Consider the following 15,403-nt stretch of genomic DNA (forward strand, 5'->3'; position numbering starts at 1 on the left):
CTCCACGGCCCTGACCGCCCCCACGGCCCTGACGGCGCCGACGGACCCGATGCCCCCGACAGATCCGCCGCCCCCGGCGCCTCCGCATCCGCCGCCCCCGAGATCATCTTCCCGACAGGAGACGACACCCCATGACGAGCGGCACCATCCGTGTACTCATCGCCGACGACCAGCAGATGGTCCGCCAGGGCTTCACCGTGCTGCTGAACGCCCAGCCCGGCATAGAGGTCGTCGGCCAGGCGGTCGACGGACTGGACGCGGTGGCCAAGGTCGCCGAACTCGCCCCGGACGTCGTCCTCATGGACATCCGCATGCCCGAGCTGGGCGGCATCGAGGCCACCCGCCGCATCACGGACGCGACCCCGCAGATAAAGGTCCTGGTGCTCACCACCTTCGACCTCGACGAGTACGTGTACGAGGCGCTGCGCGCCGGTGCCTCCGGTTTCCTGCTGAAGGACGCGTCCGCGGAGCAACTGGCCGAGGCGGTGCGGGTGGTGGCCGCCGGCGACGCACTGCTCGCGCCGGGTGTCACCCGCCGGCTGATCGCCGAGTTCTCCCGGCTGAACGGCACACCGCGCACCCCGCTCAAGTCACGCGTCGGCGACCTCACCGAACGCGAGACGGAGGTGCTCGCGCTGATCGCGCAGGGCCTGTCCAACGCGGAGATCGCCGAGCACCTGGTCGTCGCCGAACAGACCGTGAAGACCCATGTCGGCCGCATCCTGGTGAAGTTGGGGCTGCGGGACCGTACGCAGGCGGCGGTGTTCGCGTACGAGTCGGGGCTGGTCCGGCCGGGCGGGGGCCGCTGAAGCGCCGCTGAAGCCCGGCCCTCTGGCATACCCGTAGTACTTGAGGGGGACGCCCCAGGACCCTTCTCACAGGTGACGACGGCTACCCGCCCCTCCGCCTACCGTTTTGAATGTGACCGAGACGACCCAGCAGTTGCCGCAGACGGGCGGGGCCAAGCCGCGCAGCCCGGAGTTCAGGCTTGCCGCGGACGCCCTGCGCGGACTGCGGCAAGACCTGTTCCACGACGCCTTCGCCTACCGCCCGTTGCCTCCCTCCACCGCCGACGGCCCGCTGACCCGGCGTCTGAAGGGCCGGGCGCGGGAGTACGCGGCCTGGAGCCCGCACGCCCTGATCACCGCGGCCGGCCTGCTCGCGATGTTCCTCGCGACCAACGACGAGGCCCGCGGCGCGGGCGGCAACCTGATTCTCGGCCTGCTCGCCCTGGTGCCGGTGCTGCTGACCATGGTGCGGCCGGTCGGCGCGTTCTGGCTGTCCATGGCCGCGACCCCGGTCGCCACCGCCCTGGCGACCGAGTTCGACGACGAGTGGCCGTGGCGGGACGGCAGCTTCATATGCCACCTGTCCGTCCTCGCGATCGTGGCGATCCGCACCCGACCGCGCACGGCCGCCTGGATGTGGGCGCTGACCGCGGTCTACGGCATCGGCGCCACCAGCCTCGCCGGCGGGCACGCCTTCGGCTCGGACAGCGCGCAGATGCTGTTCCTCTCCGCCCTGATGCTGCTCGGCGTCGCGGTCTGGCAGATACGCCGGGAGGCCCGGCAGGAGGTGACCGCGCAGCAGACGGTGACGGCGCACGAGCGCTCCCGGCGCACCCTCCTGGAGGAGCGCACGACGATCGCCCGTGAGCTGCACGACGTGGTGGCACACCACATGTCGGTGGTCGCCATCCAGGCGGAGGCCGCGCCCTACCGGGTGGAGAATCCGCCGCCGGAGCTGGAGCGCGCGTTCGTCACGATCCGGGAGAACGCGGTGGCGGCCCTGACCGAACTGCGCCGCGTCCTGGGCGTGGTGCGCGCGGAGGACTACGAGGCGCCGGACGCCCCGCAGCCCACCCTCGCCGACATGGACGCGCTGCTGGCCAATGTGCGCGACGCCGGCCTGAGCGTGGAGAAGGCGGTGACGGGGGCGGTGCGTGAACTCCCGCAGGGCGTCGAGCTGTCGGCGTACCGGATAGTGCAGGAGGCGTTGAGCAACACCCTGCGGCACGCGCCCGGTGCGAGTGCCCGCGTGGAGGTCGGTTATGTGCTGGGCGGGTTGGGCCTGCGGATAGTCAACGGCCCGACACCCGAGCCGAGTCCGGTGAATCCCACCCGCCACCCGACCACCACCCCTCAACGAGGGCTTCGCCCGCCCCCTCCGACTGGCGCGGGCCACGGCATCACGGGGATGCGGGAGCGGGTCTCCATGCTGAACGGCGAGATGACGGCGGCCCCGGCGGACGACGGCGGCTACGAGGTGACGGTGTTTCTGCCGGTCCCGAGTGCGAGCGAAGGTGAGGCATGACGATCCGCGTGCTGATCGCGGACGACCAGATGATGGTGCGCGAGGGCTTCTCGGTCCTGCTGGGCGCGATGCCGGACATCGAGGTCGTCGGCGAGGCGGTGAACGGACGGGACGCGGTCGAGCGGGTGCGTGAACTGGCCCCGGACGTCGTCCTGATGGACATCCGGATGCCCGAGATGAACGGCATCGAGGCGACCCGGGAGATCGTCGCGGCGGACGGCGCGGCGAAGGTGTTGGTGCTCACCACCTTCGACCTCGACGAGTACGTGTACCAGGCGCTGCGCGCGGGAGCCTCCGGCTTTCTGCTCAAGGACGCCTCGGCACGCCAACTCGCCGACGGGGTGCGGGTGGTGGCGGCCGGCGAGGCGCTGCTCGCCCCCTCCGTGACCAAGCGGCTGATCACGGAGTTCTCGAAGCTGGCCGAGTCGCCCCGGCTGATACCGGCCGCGCAGCAGGCGGCGTACGGAGAGCTGACCGAGCGGGAGACGGAGGTGCTGGTCCTCATCGCCCAGGGGCTGTCGAACGTGGAGATCGCCGAGCGGCTGGTGGTCGCCGAGTCGACGATCAAGACCCATGTCAGCCGCGTCCTGGTGAAGTTGGGGCTGCGGGACCGGACGCAGGCGGCGGTGTTCGCGTACGAGGCGCGGCTGGTGAGACCTGGGTAGGGACGGCTTCGGGTACGGGTACCTCGTCGCCGGGGGCGGGTTCTGAGGAGACTCTGATGGAACGCTGAGCCGATTCTGTCCCGGGCTCTGAGGGGACGTTGATCAGCGGCGGACGAATCCGTTCGAGAGTGGTGCGCAGCAACTGGTGCTTCCACCGAATTCCCCCTCTCGATGGAGTGATCCATGGCATTCGCCCCGCGCAAGAAGACCTCCGCCCGGCGCTTCTCCCCCCGTACGCTCGGTGTGCTCGGTGCCCTCACCGTGGGCGCCTCGCTGCTCACGGCTCCGCAGGCACTCGCCGCCGACACTCCCACCAACGCCGAGCTGCTGAAGGCCTGCAACTGGGCCAGTTTCTGCAAGTTCCGCCCGCAGAGCTACTGGAGCTACACCGGCCCGGCGCACCAGGTCGGCAGCACCGCGTACAACTGCGGGAGCCAGACCAACCAGCACCGGATCGACTGGTCGGACACGACCACCGCGGGCAACACGGTCGGTGTCTCGGTCACCGCCGGCTACAAGTTCGCCGAGGTCTTCGAGGTCCAGGTCGAGACGAGCTACAGCCACACCTGGCAGAACTCCCACACCGACACCGAGTCCAACACGGTCAACATCCCCTCGGGCAGCTACGGCTGGATCGAGCGCGGTACCGCGAAGCAGCAGGCCAAGGGGTGGTGGGAGATCCAGTTCAGGGACAAGTACTACGGCCACTACGACTGGTACGTCTACGACTACCAGGAGTCCGGTTTCAACAACGACAACCCCAGCTACGGCTATGTCACCTTCAAGGACAAGCCGATGAGCCTGGCCGATCGCGGCCGGCACTGCTGACGGGCGGCGCGCGATGTCCCGTATCGCCGCTCTCGCGGTCTGCTCGCTCCTCCTCCTGACCGGCTGCGCGACCGCGAACGCGCAAGGCACGCACGTCGGTTACGCGGACCGTGCGGGGCCGGCGGTGATCGGTACCGACGGCTCGACGGAGAGCAGGGTCGTGGCGGCGCTCTACGGCGAACTCCTCACCGGGGCCGGGCAGAAGGTGCGGACGGCGGACGTCTCGTACGCGTCACCGGTCGCCACCGCGCAGGCCGTGGTGGACGGGAGGATCAGCGTCGCGCCCGCCTACGAGTCCACCCTGCTGCGGGCGATGCCGGGCGGGCAGACCATGCCGGGGAACATGGAGGCGACGCTGAGCATGGCGTTGCCGCCGGGGATCGTCGCGCTGCCCCCGGCCGCCGCACAGGGCGGGGTCGTCCTCGCGGTCACCCCGTCCACCGCGAAGCGGCACAGGCTGTACGGCCTGGCGGACCTGCGCGGGGCCGGTACCGGTCTGACGCTCGGCGGTTCCGCGTCCGGCGATCCCGACGCCCCGTCCGTCGCCGTTCTGAAGAAGGCGTACGGCGTCACGCTCACCCCGGCCGGGACGGCGGGCACGGCGGACGTACGGGTGCTGCGCGGCACCGACCCGGCGATCGCCCGGGACGGGCTGGTGGTGCTCGCCGACCCGAAGGCGGTCGTACCGCCCGAGCATGTCTTCCCGTTGATCAGCGCCCCCGCCCTGGACCTGACCGGCCGGACGGCGCTGGCCAGGGTCAACACCCTGCTGACGACAGCCCAGTTGGCGAAGCTCACCGCGTCGGTCGACGCGGGAGAGACCCCGGGCCGGGCGGCGAGGGCCTGGCTGCGCGCCAAGGGTCTCCTGAACCGGCCCTGAACCGGCCCGCAAGGGATCGACCATCAACCCTCCACACAACTCACGTAGGAAAGGCGGTAGTTCCATGCGCACGGTCAGACGCAAGGTGGTCATGGCGATGCTCGCCGCGGCCGCCGCGGTCGGCGGTCTCGCGGCTCCCGGGACGGCCTCGGCGGCGGGCGACAAGTTCGTGACCCTCAGGGTCTGCAGCGGGTCCACCGAGACGGTGAAGTTCTTCTTCGTCGGGGAGAACCAGTACGGCGACTGGATCGGCTCGCAGTTCTGGGAGATCGCGCCGAAGGGCTGCACGACGGCGAGCGGTTACTGGTGGAAGGCCGGGCAGTCGGTCGAGTTCCACCACCGCAAGCCCAGCACCGGCTGGCGCTGGGAGCCCCGGCTCATCTCGTACAACGACGCGAAGGACAACGCGGTCTACGACCTCTGGATCGGCTGACCGCCGGTACCAGCGCCGGCCCCCGCGCTGCCGATCCCCGTACTGCCGGCCCCACCACCGATGCTCCCCCTCTCGGTGGTGGGGCCGGCGTTCACCAGATAGCCCGCGCCCCGCACGGTGCGGATGAGGGACTGGCCGGAGTCGCCCAGCTTGCGGCGCAGGTAGTAGACGTAGGTCTCCACGACCCCGGACTCACCCTGGAAGTCGTACTTCCAGACGCTGTCGAGGATGCTGCCCTTGGAGACGACGCGGCCCGCGTTCTCCATGAGGACCTTCAGCAGGGCGAACTCGGTGGCCGACAGGCGCACCGGCTGTCCGTGCCGCCAGGCCTCGCGGGTGTCGACGTCGAGTTCGACGCCGCCCGCGCGCAGCCGGCGCGAGGCGGCGGCGGGGGTGTCGTGGCCGAGGGTCCGGAGCGGGGCGGTGGCGCGGGAGCGGCGGATCAGGGCGCGGATGCGGGCGCTGAGCTCGGTGAGGTCGAAGGGCTTGGTGACGTAGTCGTCGCCGCCCAGGGCCAGTGCGCGGCACTTGTCGGCGACCGAGTGGCGGGCGCTGAGGAAGAGTACCGGGGTGTTGTCGCCCGAGGCGCGCAGCAGCCGGCAGACCTCGGTGCCGTCCAGGTCGGGCAGGACGAGGTCGAGGAGTACGGCGTCGGGCCGGTGGTCGCGGACGGCGGCCAGGGCCTCGGCGCCCGTGGCGACGGTGTGCGCGTCGAAGCCGAGGAAGCCCAGGGCCGTCACGAGTGGCTCGGAGATACCGGTGTCGTCCTCCACGACGAGGACGGAGGGGCGGTGGGGGGAGCGTTCTCGGGTCACGTCTGACGCACCTTCGGTCAAGGGGATCTGTCAGGCCTCACTCCCCAGGCTGACGATCGAAGGGTTGTCCACGTAGCCCCTTCGATCACTCCAGACAAACAATCACCGCTGTTCACAGGTGTTGTGGTAGGGCGCGTCGGGGATGTCCGCGGCCCATGCGGCCCGGGTCAGCGAGGTGCCGGCGCGGGCGCACACCCGGGTGAGGACGGCGGCGGCGGAGACGGCGTAGCGCTGGAGCGGAACGTGGTCGCCGGCGACGTAGAGGGTGCTGTTGTCGGGGCTGAAGGCGAGGGAGCGGATCTTCTCGCCGGGGGTGGGCAGGGTGCCGCCGAGGGGTTGCCGGGTGGCGGTGTCCCAGAGCTGGACGGTGCCGGCGTCACCGGCGACGGCGAGGGTGCGGCCGTCCGGGCTGAAGGCCAGCGCGCTGACGGCTTCGGGGGTGTTGGTGACGGGGGCGGGGAAGACGTTCGGCAGGATTCCCGCGCGGTCGCGCAGCGCCCCGTCCCACAGGGCGACCCGCCCGGTCAGGTCACCGGCCGCCAGCCGGGAGCCGTCGCCGCTGAACGCGAGGGCGCCGATCCTCCCGCTCTGCCCGAGGGCCTGTGCGGTGACGGGTCCGGTGGGCAGGGCGACGGTGTGGCTGTTGCCGACGAGGAGCCGGCCGTCGGGCCGGACGGCGAGGGTGCCGCTGTCGAAGTCCTGGAGCACGGCGGTCCTGCGCCGCCGGGCGGTGTCCCAGACCTCGTCGGTGACCTTGGTGACCTCGGGGGCGCCGGTGGTGTCCGGGACGGTGCCCGCGAGACCCGTCAGTTTGCTGAGTTCGGGCAGGTCGTCGAGGTCGGGCAGCACCACGGCGGCCGGGGTGCTCCAGGTGCGCGCGGCCAGCAGGGTGCGCCCGCCCGGGCCGAGGGCGACCGCGACCGCGGGCCCCGACGCCGACGCCGAGGGGGCGGTGGCGAGATCGACCGTGCCGTGTTCCCGGCCGCGCGCGACATCCCAGAGGGTCAGCCGCTGGGTGGCGGGGTTCCGGCCCGGTGCGGTCACGCCGTAGGCGAACGTGTCGCCGTCCGGGCTGAACGCCATCAGCGACCTGGTGTCCGCCGGCCCGACCGGCTCGCTCCCGGCGCGGGCCATCGGGAGGGCGGGGGAGCGCAGTTGGCGCAGGAGCCGTCCGTTCACGGTGGCGCGGAGCTGGAAGCGGTAGTGGTCGCCGGTCCGTTCGGCGGTGGCGAGGAGGCGGCCGGAAGGGTCGAGCAGCGCGTTGTCCAGCGGGCGGTCGCGCCACCGGGGGGTGGTCGCGGCGGCGACGTCGAGGGTGTGGACGGTGGCGCCTTCGAGGTAGCGCAGGACGGGCCGGTCGGGGTCCCAGGCCAGACTCCCCGACGGCAGCTGCCCGTTGAGGGAGTACCGGAACACGGGCGCGTCCGGCGCCGACAGCCGCCACACCCGGATCTCGTCACGGCAGGAGGCCGCCAGGAACTCCCCGTTCCGGCTGAAGGCCGCGTACTGGACGTCCGGATAGAGGAGAGCGGCGAGCCGCCGTCCCGAGGTGGTGTCCCAGGCGCGGATCCCGGTGCCGGACAGGGCGATCAGCCGATGGTCCGCACCGAGCCTGAGCAGTTCGTGCGCGTCGTCGCAGATCCCGTGGGTGTGCTCCCACGCGCCGTGCAGCGCACGCCGACGGCCGAGGTCCCACACGGCGGGCGCGTGCCCCTTGGCGCAGACGGCGACCTGCCGGTCGTCCGGACCCGGCGCCACATCGGGCCCGCCCGAGCCCGAGGCCTCGTACAACACCCGGTCGTCGGCGACGGCCCGCAGCCACGTCCGCCCGCCGCGCGGATCGCGCACCACATAGCTGCGGCCGCTGGGCCCGAAGCCGATCCGGTACGGCGACGGCAGCACCCGCGCGGGCCCGGTCCACTTCCCGGTGGCGGTGTCCAACAGCCGCTTCCCGCCCGGCACTTGAACCGCCACGACCCGGGCGTCGGGACCGGCGGCGAGCACCGTGGCGGCCCCGGGCAGGGGCCCGGAAGCGATACGGCGGTGGCTCGCCACGTCCCACGTGCCCCAGGTCCGTCCCTCGGTGCTGAGCACGGTACGGCCGGAGTTCGCGAGGAAGCGCGGGGTGTCGCCGTCCGACCCGGGCGCGGTGAAGGCGTCCAGTTGAGGTTGGGTGAGCGCGCCGAGCAGCGCCGAGCGGCTCTCGGTGAGCGGGGCGGTACGCCAGGCGGCGACGCTGAGCAGCATGGCGGTCCTGGGGTCGGTGGCCCGCATCGACCCGGCGACCGAGGCGACCCGGCGCGCGGCCGTCTCGATCCGCTCCCGCACGCCGTTGCGATGCAGCTGCCAGGCGACCAGACCGGTGACCAGTGACAGCGCCACGGCGACGGACAGCGAGAGGATCAGGCGCCGGGCCCGGCGGGCGGTCCGGGTGGCGCTGCGGTGTTCGTGCGTGCGGGCGTCGAGCGCGGCGGTGAGGAACTCCCGTTCCAGCGTGTTGAGTTCGGGGGAGAGCCCGGCCGAGAACATCTCCTCCGCGTGGGCCAGCCGGTTGCCCCGGTAGAGGGTGCCGGTGTCGCGGCCGAGCTCCTCCCAGGTACGGGCGGCCTGGGTGAGGCTCCGGTGCCGGCGCAGCCGTTCACGATCTTCTTCCACCCAACTGTGCAGCCGGGGCCAGCCGTTGATGAGGGCCTCATGGGCCAACTCCACACAGTCGGCGTCCACGGTCAGCAGCCGGGCACGGGCCAGCCGTTCGACGACCTCGCGCAACTCCGGTTCGGAGGCGTCCAGTTCGTCCCGCCGGACCGGGCGCCGGGTGTCCGTGGTCCCCTGCCCCGGTTCGACCAGCCGCAGCAGCACCCGCCGGGCGGTGCGGGCCTGGGCGGGGGAGAGGCTGTCGTAGAGGTGCTCGGCGGTCGCGGCGATCGCCCCGCACACTCCGCCCGCCGCCTCATACGCGGCCATGGTCAGGGTCCGGCCGCGGCGCCGGTGCCAGGTCTCCAGCAGGGCGTGCGACAGCATCGGCAGCGCGCCCGGCCGGTCGACGACCTCGTCGATGATCCGGGCGGTCAGCTCCCGCTCGACCAGCAGCCCCGCAGCGGCCGCGGGCCGGACCACCGCCTCCCGCAACTCCGTCGCGTCCATCGGCCCGACCAGTAGATGGGCCTCGCGCAACGCGTCCACCAGCCCCCGGTGTTCGGCGCACCGGGCGTAGAAGTCGGCCCGTGCGGCGATGACGACCCGCAGCCGGGAGTGCCGCTCCCGGGCGGCGAGCAGCAGCTCGATGAACCGGGCCCGTTCCTCCCGGTCCCGGCACAGCGTGAAGATCTCCTCGAACTGGTCGACCACCACCCAGCTGTCCGGCTCCCCGTCCCCCGGAGCCAGCAGATGCCCGTGGGTCGCCGCCGGCGTGGCGCCCGGGGTGAGCACCCGCAGCACCGCCGCGCAGCCGTCCCCCTCGATGCGCCGCCGCAGCCGGGGTATCAGCCCCGCCCGCAGCAACGACGACTTCCCGCTGCCGGACGCCCCGACCACCATCGCCAGCCGGTGCTCGCACACCAGCTCCAGTAACTCCCCGACCAGCCGCTCCCGCCCGAAGAACAGCGCTTCGTCACCGGGTTCGAACCGCACGAGCCCGCGATACGGCGGCTCGTCCCCGCCGCCGCCGTCCTGCCGGGCGGCCATGTCCTCCTCGACCGCCGCCTTCCACCGCGTCTCCCACTCCCCGGGATCGGCGTCACAGGCCCGCGCGTACGCCCGCACCACGGCGAGCGACGGCAACCGCTCCCCGCCGGCCGCCTGCGCGAGGGTGGCCGCCGAGTAGTGCGCGCGCCGGGCCATCGTCCGGTACGACGGCCCGCCGCACCCGGCACGCAGTTCCCGCAGCTGATGCGCGAGCCGCTGCACGGCGCCGGCCTCGGGATCCACCGGCCGCTCGGGACGTCCCATCGCACCACCAATCGCCCGTTCCTGGCAGGGTCGCAATGATTGAAACATCAAGAAGCGACGAGCCGGGCCGGGACCGGGAACGGGCCTCGCGATATTCACCACAAGTCCACAGGGGGTGCGGTTACCGGGCGGGACACCCGTGGTCAGCAGCTCGTCCAACGGTCGGCGTCCGTCCAGGGCAGCGGCTGACGGCCTCGCCTTCGAACTCCGGGACCAGGCGGTCGTGTGCGACACGTACGGGGCCTGCGCCGACCCCGCCCGAGGGCGACCCGTCCACACCCTCAAAGGCGTTCACCCCGCGCGCGGTCGAGCAACGGAAGCCGTACGTAAGGCAGTTGGCTGGTGAACTGATGGACCGCTGGCGGCTGCCGGGCGGCAGACGGTCGAGGCGGGTGCCCGCCGGGCGCTCGCCGTGGCTGAGGTGCGCGAGAGGCGTGAGGCGCGTCTGCGCGGTCTGATCGACGAGGCGGTGCGTGAGGCCGTCGGCCGGGTGATGAAAACGGTGGTGCGGCGAAGCCGTTGTACGAGATGACGACCACCGAGTGGATCGCCGGGCGCCATGAGGACGACGGCGAGGCGTAACCCAGCCACGTACCCGGAGGACGAACGCCGAGTGCGCCCGGCTGCTGTCTCTACGGCGACCAGGCGCAGTCGTCACGGTCCGGCAACGGCGGCACGCTGAGGCTGGGGCGCTGGAACACTCCACCTGTGAAGCTTCTTCGCGACCCCCGATACTTGATCGTTGCTGTCACTCTCGCGGCCATCGCGGCAGGTGCGGTTCTCGTGCTGGGCGTCGTCTTCGGCGGTTGGACGCTGGGGCTCGGGACCCATGACCAAGTCGCCCTCGTGAGCACGGCTCTGGTGATCTATACCTGCCTTCTGACCGCAGTAGCCGCCATCGTGGCGTTGCTTGCCTACCTGGCCGCCACCGGCCGACCGGACCTGGACATCGCGATCACCTTCAACTTCAGCTTTCCGAACGAACCTGTCTTTGTGGCGCAACGAGACGAGGACGATATCTCGGGGTGGCGCACGATTAAGGGCTTCAAGCAGTCGTTGGCGACGGTAACGCTGAAGAATGCGAGCCCGTATGCCGCCAAGAACCCAGGTGTTCGAATCGAACTTGAGGGACTGGGAGGACTCAGTGAGCAGCAGGGCTGGGAAACGGTCACTTTCGTCACCTCGGTCGGGATCACGGCGATTCAGTGGGACGGCGGAACCGACAGCATCATCCATGGGCGGTGGTCACGGGCACTGCCATCACTCGACCTCACCGATATCAAAGAACTCGTACGCGACGGCACAGCCCTCGTCGTCACTATCGTGGCCGACGGCGTCGCTCCGGTTGGCCGACGATTCCCCGTTCGCATTCTGGACCGCGACGAGTACGACGCTTACACGGAGCAGCGAGCCCAGCAGCTGGCGGAGGCGTGAGTTACTCGCGCGCATCCCGTAACCTCGCCGGCCTGCGGTGTCGCCTCCAAGCAGGTGTCAGCTGTCGCGGCGGCGCTCGTGCTCGGCCTTGAACCTGCCGAGGGCATCGCCGTACCTGGCTCGGATCCGGTCCGCATCCGGATTCTTGGCCTTGCGCCGTGGAGCGAGTACCTGCATCGTCTGGCGGATGCTTCGCCGTCGCTGTGCGCTGATGGCCATCTCGACGAGGTGGGCGATACCGAGCCCGAGGTAGACCGCGGCGGTGATGGTCACCCAGAGCATGACCACGCACACGTAGCCGAGCAACACGAAGAGGGTGACGATGGGGCCGCCGCTGATGCGGAACGGTCCGGGGAGCCGCATTCCGACGCGGATCACGATGCCCTCCCGGTCGGCGGGGGTGAGCTCTGCCTTGACAGCACACCCAAAAGGCGCATAACGGTTTGCTCGCGCTCGGTCCAGATGCTGGATGGACTGCGGTCTCGCCGTCCTCGGCAACCGTTTCCATCTGAGCAACCGTTGCATCTGGCCCATGGGTGGGGCCGAATCCTGGGGCTCTGCCCCACAACTGGGGTCCTCGTCAGTACCGACCCTCCGAGTGGACTGCCTCCCGCTGCCGGGGGGTTTGCAGCCGAGGTTGATATCAGCAACGTCAGGCCTACGAATACGACGCAGGCTACGGGCCACCACGGACAGCACCCTCGGCCTGCCGACGCTGCCACCACCGATACCCGGCCCGTGGCGCCTCCCAATACACGATCCGAAGCATCCAGTACCCGGCGTACAACATCCACCACATCAGCTTGAACATGCTCGCGATCGCCGCGATCGACAGACCGGAAAACCCGGACACCGTGCGCCCTGGCGACACCGACACCCTCAACGGGCCGATCCCGCCCGACAATCGAACCCCCACGTGATCCCTCCGGCCGCAGACGCACCCCTTGTACGCGAATGTCCGGGACGGTATCGATGACGTTCGCGGTCTGCCGGGGGTTCGCGGTAGTCCACCCGAACGAGCCGGGCCCCGGTCCCGCCCGGGGGAGGTGAAGGCGCCGCCCTTCCTGCTGCCGACAGCCTCCGTCGGCAGCAGGCGGTTACGACGTCGTGGCCCCGTATACCGTCCACAACTCCTCGGCGATCGTGCATTGGCCGCTGTCCATGGCGCAGGTGGCACAGCCGCTCGCGTGGTCGATGTACGCCCGGTACGCGGTCTGCGTTCGGGTGAACACGGCGTTGCTGGCCACGCGTTGCAGGTGGCCGGCGCCGCCGCTGCCGTCTCTCCACTGCCTTTCGGTCTTGGTCACGGCCGCCTCCGCCGGTGGGGGCTGGCGTGCTGGCGGAGTTCCACGTTGCAGTCCGAGACCTTCGAGTAGTCCCCGGCCGCCGCAGCCGTGGCCCGTTGGTCGGCGAGCGCGCGGCACACCTTGCAGCGCGGGCTCGGGCCCGGCCACTTGGCGGGCAGCGGAAAGTCGATGGGCGGGCTCATCGTCGTCGTGCTCATCGTGGTGCCTCCGTGGGGGCTCGGTAGCCGCCGGGGCCGAACGCGGCGGCGAGGACGGCGGGATCGGTGAGCAGGCCGGACCCGTCGGGGCGGTTCAGCCACAAGCGGCCTTCCACTCCCCAGCCGGTGGGCGGGCAGCTCAGCGTCCATCCGGTGGGCTGGACGGTGAGCTGTCGTACGTCGGCCAGTTCCTCGGCGGCAGCTGGCGCGACGAGCCACCAGGCCGTGTCCGTCTCGGCGTCGGCGAGGACCGGGCCGCGGTGTTCGCCGCGGATCCGGTTGAGGGCATGCATCGTGGGGACGAGCCGTGTCTCGGCCGCAAGCCAGTGCGTGCCGGCGGCGATCGGAGCCAGGGCTTCCCTGTTCCACGTCATGCGGACGAGGGTGGGGTGCGTGGAGCAGTCGGCGAGCCACGCGTCCCCGGCCTCGTACACCTCGGCGAACCGCATCCTCGTGTGGGCCATGTCGAGCACGGTAGGCAGCACGATTGCGCGCCCGCGCGTTGATTGCGTGGGATTGCGCACGCGGTCATGAGAGTTGCGACGGGTTGCTCACGCGAGGTCGGAGAAGCGCACCCGGGCCCGGTCGATCAGCCGGTGTGCCTGGTGGTCGAAGACGGCCGACTCGCGCATCAGCTCCCACGTCTTGCGGTACAGCGCGACGTCCTCGGCGGAGTCGAGCGACAGTTCAGCGCTCCATGTGTCGGCGACGACGAGCTGCTCGTCGATGATCCAGAACCCGTGCTTCGGGGAGAACGACGTGCGCGCGCCGAGCGGGATGACGCCGAGGGTGACGGTGTCGAGACCGATGAACCCGCTCAGCCGGTGCAGTTGCACGGCCATGGCCTCGGGTGCGCACCGTGCGACGTGCAGGGCGGCTTCCCAGATCAGCGTGTCGAAGTGGTGGCCCGGCTCGTACAAGGTCTCCTGGCGCTTCATTCGGGCCCGTACGCCTTCCTCGATGTCGCGGGGCGTGCCGAGCCGGTTGGACACGTCAGTGAGGACGCCGCGGGCGTAGTCGGGGGTCTGGAAGATGCCGGGGATGATGCCGGACTCGAAGATGTGGATCGTCTGGGCCTGCGCCTCCTGGACGACGTGGCCCTCCTGCACCGCGCGGTGGCCGGCCGAGAGCTGTCGGCGCCAACTCCGGTAAGACGTCTGGAGGTTGCGCACAGTACGCCGCAACTCGTCGGTGACGTCGGGACGTTCAGCTCCTTGGGCCCACGTTTCGACGTCAGCCTCGGTCGCGGTCTGCTTGCCGTTCTCCAGGCGGGAGATCTTGGAGCGCTGCCAGCCGAGGCGTCCGGCGAAGTCCTTGCCGTTCAGACCGGTCTCGGTGCGCAGCTCACGCAGCCGCGCACCGAGCGCCTCACGGGCCTGCTGGTAGTCGGTGCTCACACACTCGAAGCTACCTGCGCCGCGAAGTCCCTGCGCCGGATCGCGTGAGGCCAGGCGGCATCCCGGATCCGGACGAACTCCGCGATGCGCGCGGGGTCTTCGACCAGCTCGGCGCCGAGGTAATCGTCGCCGCTGTCGAAGTGGAGCATCAGGGCACGGCGGTCGTCGAAGAGCCAGAAGTCGAGCGTCGGCACTCCGAGGCGTGCGGCATCCGCGCGCCACATGTTCCGCATGTCCTCGCCCGCTGCCTCGTTGCTCGGGGCCCGGGCGAGGAGGAACAACTGTCCCTCGGTGGGAGGGTCGTCGACGACGCGGATGCGCTCGAACCGCTTCCCGGCTGTCGTCTGGCGCTGGATGTTCTCCCGCCATGCGCTGGACGGATCGTGGCTGACGTCCTTGCCTGCCTTCCAGCGTGCCCAGTGCGCGCTCTGACGGTCGGAGGCGTAACCGTGGCGGGCCTCCAGTCGCCACGCGGTGCGCTCGAAGGTCTCGAAGTACGTGCCGAAGGTGCTGTCGTCGATGAACTCCGGCACCGGGTCTACTCCTTGGGGGCGAAGCGGATGAGCAGCTCGCGCGGGATCCGTACGAACGACTCGCCGTCGAGGACGTTCTGCAACTGCGCGACGTCCTCCGCATCGGTGACGGTGTAGCCCTGCACGACGATGTCCCCGCTCGCAAGGTCCTCGTACAAGGTGGGGCACTTGCCTTCGTCGCTGGTGGTACCGAGCAGGCGGAGCTGTAGGGCCATGGCCGGTCTCCCTCTCGTGCCGGTGGTTGAGTGCCCAGGATGGGACGGGTAGGGGCACTGTGCAGGGAGATTGCGGAGAATTGCGCGGACGTATCCGACTACGCAGGAGGTTGCACGCAATCGATATCGCCGGCGACTCCGGGGCGGGCGCTCTGCCTACAGGTCGCCGAGCACTTCCCTGCGGGCTGTCTCGGCCTTGCGGTTGAGGGCGTTCGTCATGCGTACCGCGGTGATGGTGAAGAGGATGCCGCCGACGAAGAACAGCACCTCGGTGATGACGCCGAGGATCGCGATGTTCTTGGTGCCGTTGGCGATGATGAGCATGATGATTCCGCCGGACACCCACGCGAACCAGATGCGGAACTTCTCGACGCGTACGGCCTTCTGCACGTCGCTGTAGCTCGACACTCTTCCCCCTGAGGTGAGTTGGTAAGGGGC

The 15,403-nt window shown here is 70.7% G+C and carries 17 protein-coding genes; 7 read left to right on the plus strand and 10 right to left on the minus strand.

Going from position 1 to position 15,403, the window contains the following annotated elements; all coding sequences use genetic code 11:
- Positions 1 to 131 precede the first annotated feature (131 nt).
- The 6 genes from ACIBJH_RS21935 to ACIBJH_RS21960 all read left to right on the plus strand — a co-directional run bounded on the left by ACIBJH_RS21935 (position 132) and on the right by ACIBJH_RS21960 (position 5,119).
- Positions 132 to 809, plus strand: a complete 678-nt coding sequence (locus tag ACIBJH_RS21935) for a response regulator transcription factor (protein ID WP_262061290.1) — start codon at positions 132 to 134, stop codon at positions 807 to 809.
- 112 nt (positions 810 to 921) lie between these two features.
- On the plus strand, positions 922 to 2,313 hold the full coding sequence (locus ACIBJH_RS21940) for a sensor histidine kinase (protein WP_399118515.1): 1,392 nt from the start codon (positions 922 to 924) through the stop codon (positions 2,311 to 2,313).
- Complete coding sequence (locus tag ACIBJH_RS21945) at positions 2,310 to 2,978, plus strand: response regulator (RefSeq protein WP_399118516.1); 669 nt, start codon at positions 2,310 to 2,312, stop codon at positions 2,976 to 2,978. The genes ACIBJH_RS21940 and ACIBJH_RS21945 overlap by 4 nt, the downstream gene beginning before the upstream one ends.
- A gap of 183 nt (positions 2,979 to 3,161) precedes the next feature.
- On the plus strand, positions 3,162 to 3,806 hold the full coding sequence (locus ACIBJH_RS21950) for a hypothetical protein (RefSeq protein ID WP_399118517.1): 645 nt from the start codon (positions 3,162 to 3,164) through the stop codon (positions 3,804 to 3,806).
- 13 nt (positions 3,807 to 3,819) lie between these two features.
- Positions 3,820 to 4,686: a glycine betaine ABC transporter substrate-binding protein gene (locus ACIBJH_RS21955; protein WP_399118518.1), complete on the plus strand. Its 867-nt coding sequence runs from the start codon at positions 3,820 to 3,822 to the stop codon at positions 4,684 to 4,686.
- 64 nt (positions 4,687 to 4,750) lie between these two features.
- Positions 4,751 to 5,119 carry a hypothetical protein gene (locus tag ACIBJH_RS21960; RefSeq protein ID WP_399118519.1) on the plus strand — a complete coding sequence of 123 codons (369 nt, stop codon included), beginning with the start codon at positions 4,751 to 4,753 and terminating at the stop codon, positions 5,117 to 5,119.
- Here ACIBJH_RS21960 and ACIBJH_RS21965 read toward each other — a convergent pair.
- Both ACIBJH_RS21965 and ACIBJH_RS21970 read right to left on the minus strand, forming a co-directional pair.
- The gene (locus ACIBJH_RS21965) at positions 5,098 to 5,934 is read right to left on the minus strand and encodes a response regulator transcription factor (protein WP_399118520.1); all 837 of its coding nucleotides are present in this window, start codon (positions 5,932 to 5,934) and stop codon (positions 5,098 to 5,100) included. The genes ACIBJH_RS21960 and ACIBJH_RS21965 overlap by 22 nt on opposite strands.
- Positions 5,935 to 6,036: 102 nt before the next feature.
- Positions 6,037 to 9,882, minus strand: coding sequence for a hypothetical protein (locus ACIBJH_RS21970; RefSeq protein WP_399118521.1), 3,846 nt, complete (start codon positions 9,880 to 9,882; stop codon positions 6,037 to 6,039).
- 708 nt (positions 9,883 to 10,590) lie between these two features.
- On the opposite strand from ACIBJH_RS21970, the gene ACIBJH_RS21975 reads away from it, so the two are divergent.
- Positions 10,591 to 11,316 carry a hypothetical protein gene (locus tag ACIBJH_RS21975; RefSeq protein ID WP_399118522.1) on the plus strand — a complete coding sequence of 242 codons (726 nt, stop codon included), beginning with the start codon at positions 10,591 to 10,593 and terminating at the stop codon, positions 11,314 to 11,316.
- Between the two features lie 57 nt (positions 11,317 to 11,373).
- Here ACIBJH_RS21975 and ACIBJH_RS21980 read toward each other — a convergent pair whose 3' ends face one another.
- The 8 genes from ACIBJH_RS21980 to ACIBJH_RS22015 all read right to left on the minus strand — a co-directional run bounded on the left by ACIBJH_RS21980 (position 11,374) and on the right by ACIBJH_RS22015 (position 15,373).
- Entirely contained in the window at positions 11,374 to 11,694 is a 321-nt protein-coding gene (locus ACIBJH_RS21980; protein WP_399118523.1) for a hypothetical protein, read from the minus strand.
- A gap of 719 nt (positions 11,695 to 12,413) precedes the next feature.
- Positions 12,414 to 12,623 (minus strand): hypothetical protein, encoded by a 210-nt coding sequence (locus ACIBJH_RS21985; protein ID WP_399118524.1) that lies wholly within the window; start codon positions 12,621 to 12,623, stop codon positions 12,414 to 12,416.
- Positions 12,620 to 12,820 (minus strand): hypothetical protein, encoded by a 201-nt coding sequence (locus ACIBJH_RS21990; protein WP_399118525.1) that lies wholly within the window; start codon positions 12,818 to 12,820, stop codon positions 12,620 to 12,622. Before ACIBJH_RS21990 ends, ACIBJH_RS21985 begins: the two co-directional genes overlap by 4 nt.
- Positions 12,817 to 13,284 (minus strand): hypothetical protein, encoded by a 468-nt coding sequence (locus ACIBJH_RS21995; protein WP_399118526.1) that lies wholly within the window; start codon positions 13,282 to 13,284, stop codon positions 12,817 to 12,819. Before ACIBJH_RS21995 ends, ACIBJH_RS21990 begins: the two co-directional genes overlap by 4 nt.
- 87 nt (positions 13,285 to 13,371) lie before the next feature.
- On the minus strand, positions 13,372 to 14,217 hold the full coding sequence (locus ACIBJH_RS22000) for a helix-turn-helix domain-containing protein (protein ID WP_399118527.1): 846 nt from the start codon (positions 14,215 to 14,217) through the stop codon (positions 13,372 to 13,374).
- The gene (locus ACIBJH_RS22005; RefSeq protein ID WP_399118528.1) at positions 14,214 to 14,750 is read right to left on the minus strand and encodes a DUF6879 family protein; all 537 of its coding nucleotides are present in this window, start codon (positions 14,748 to 14,750) and stop codon (positions 14,214 to 14,216) included. Before ACIBJH_RS22005 ends, ACIBJH_RS22000 begins: the two co-directional genes overlap by 4 nt.
- Before the next feature lie 5 nt (positions 14,751 to 14,755).
- The gene (locus ACIBJH_RS22010) at positions 14,756 to 14,965 is read right to left on the minus strand and encodes a hypothetical protein (RefSeq protein WP_399118529.1); all 210 of its coding nucleotides are present in this window, start codon (positions 14,963 to 14,965) and stop codon (positions 14,756 to 14,758) included.
- Between the two features lie 156 nt (positions 14,966 to 15,121).
- Positions 15,122 to 15,373, minus strand: coding sequence for a hypothetical protein (locus ACIBJH_RS22015; protein WP_399118530.1), 252 nt, complete (start codon positions 15,371 to 15,373; stop codon positions 15,122 to 15,124).
- Between the last annotated feature and the right edge of the window lie 30 nt (positions 15,374 to 15,403).

Origin of the sequence: Streptomyces sp. NPDC050548, assembly GCF_044457385.1 — a bacterium.
Lineage (GTDB): Bacteria > Actinomycetota > Actinomycetes > Streptomycetales > Streptomycetaceae > Streptomyces.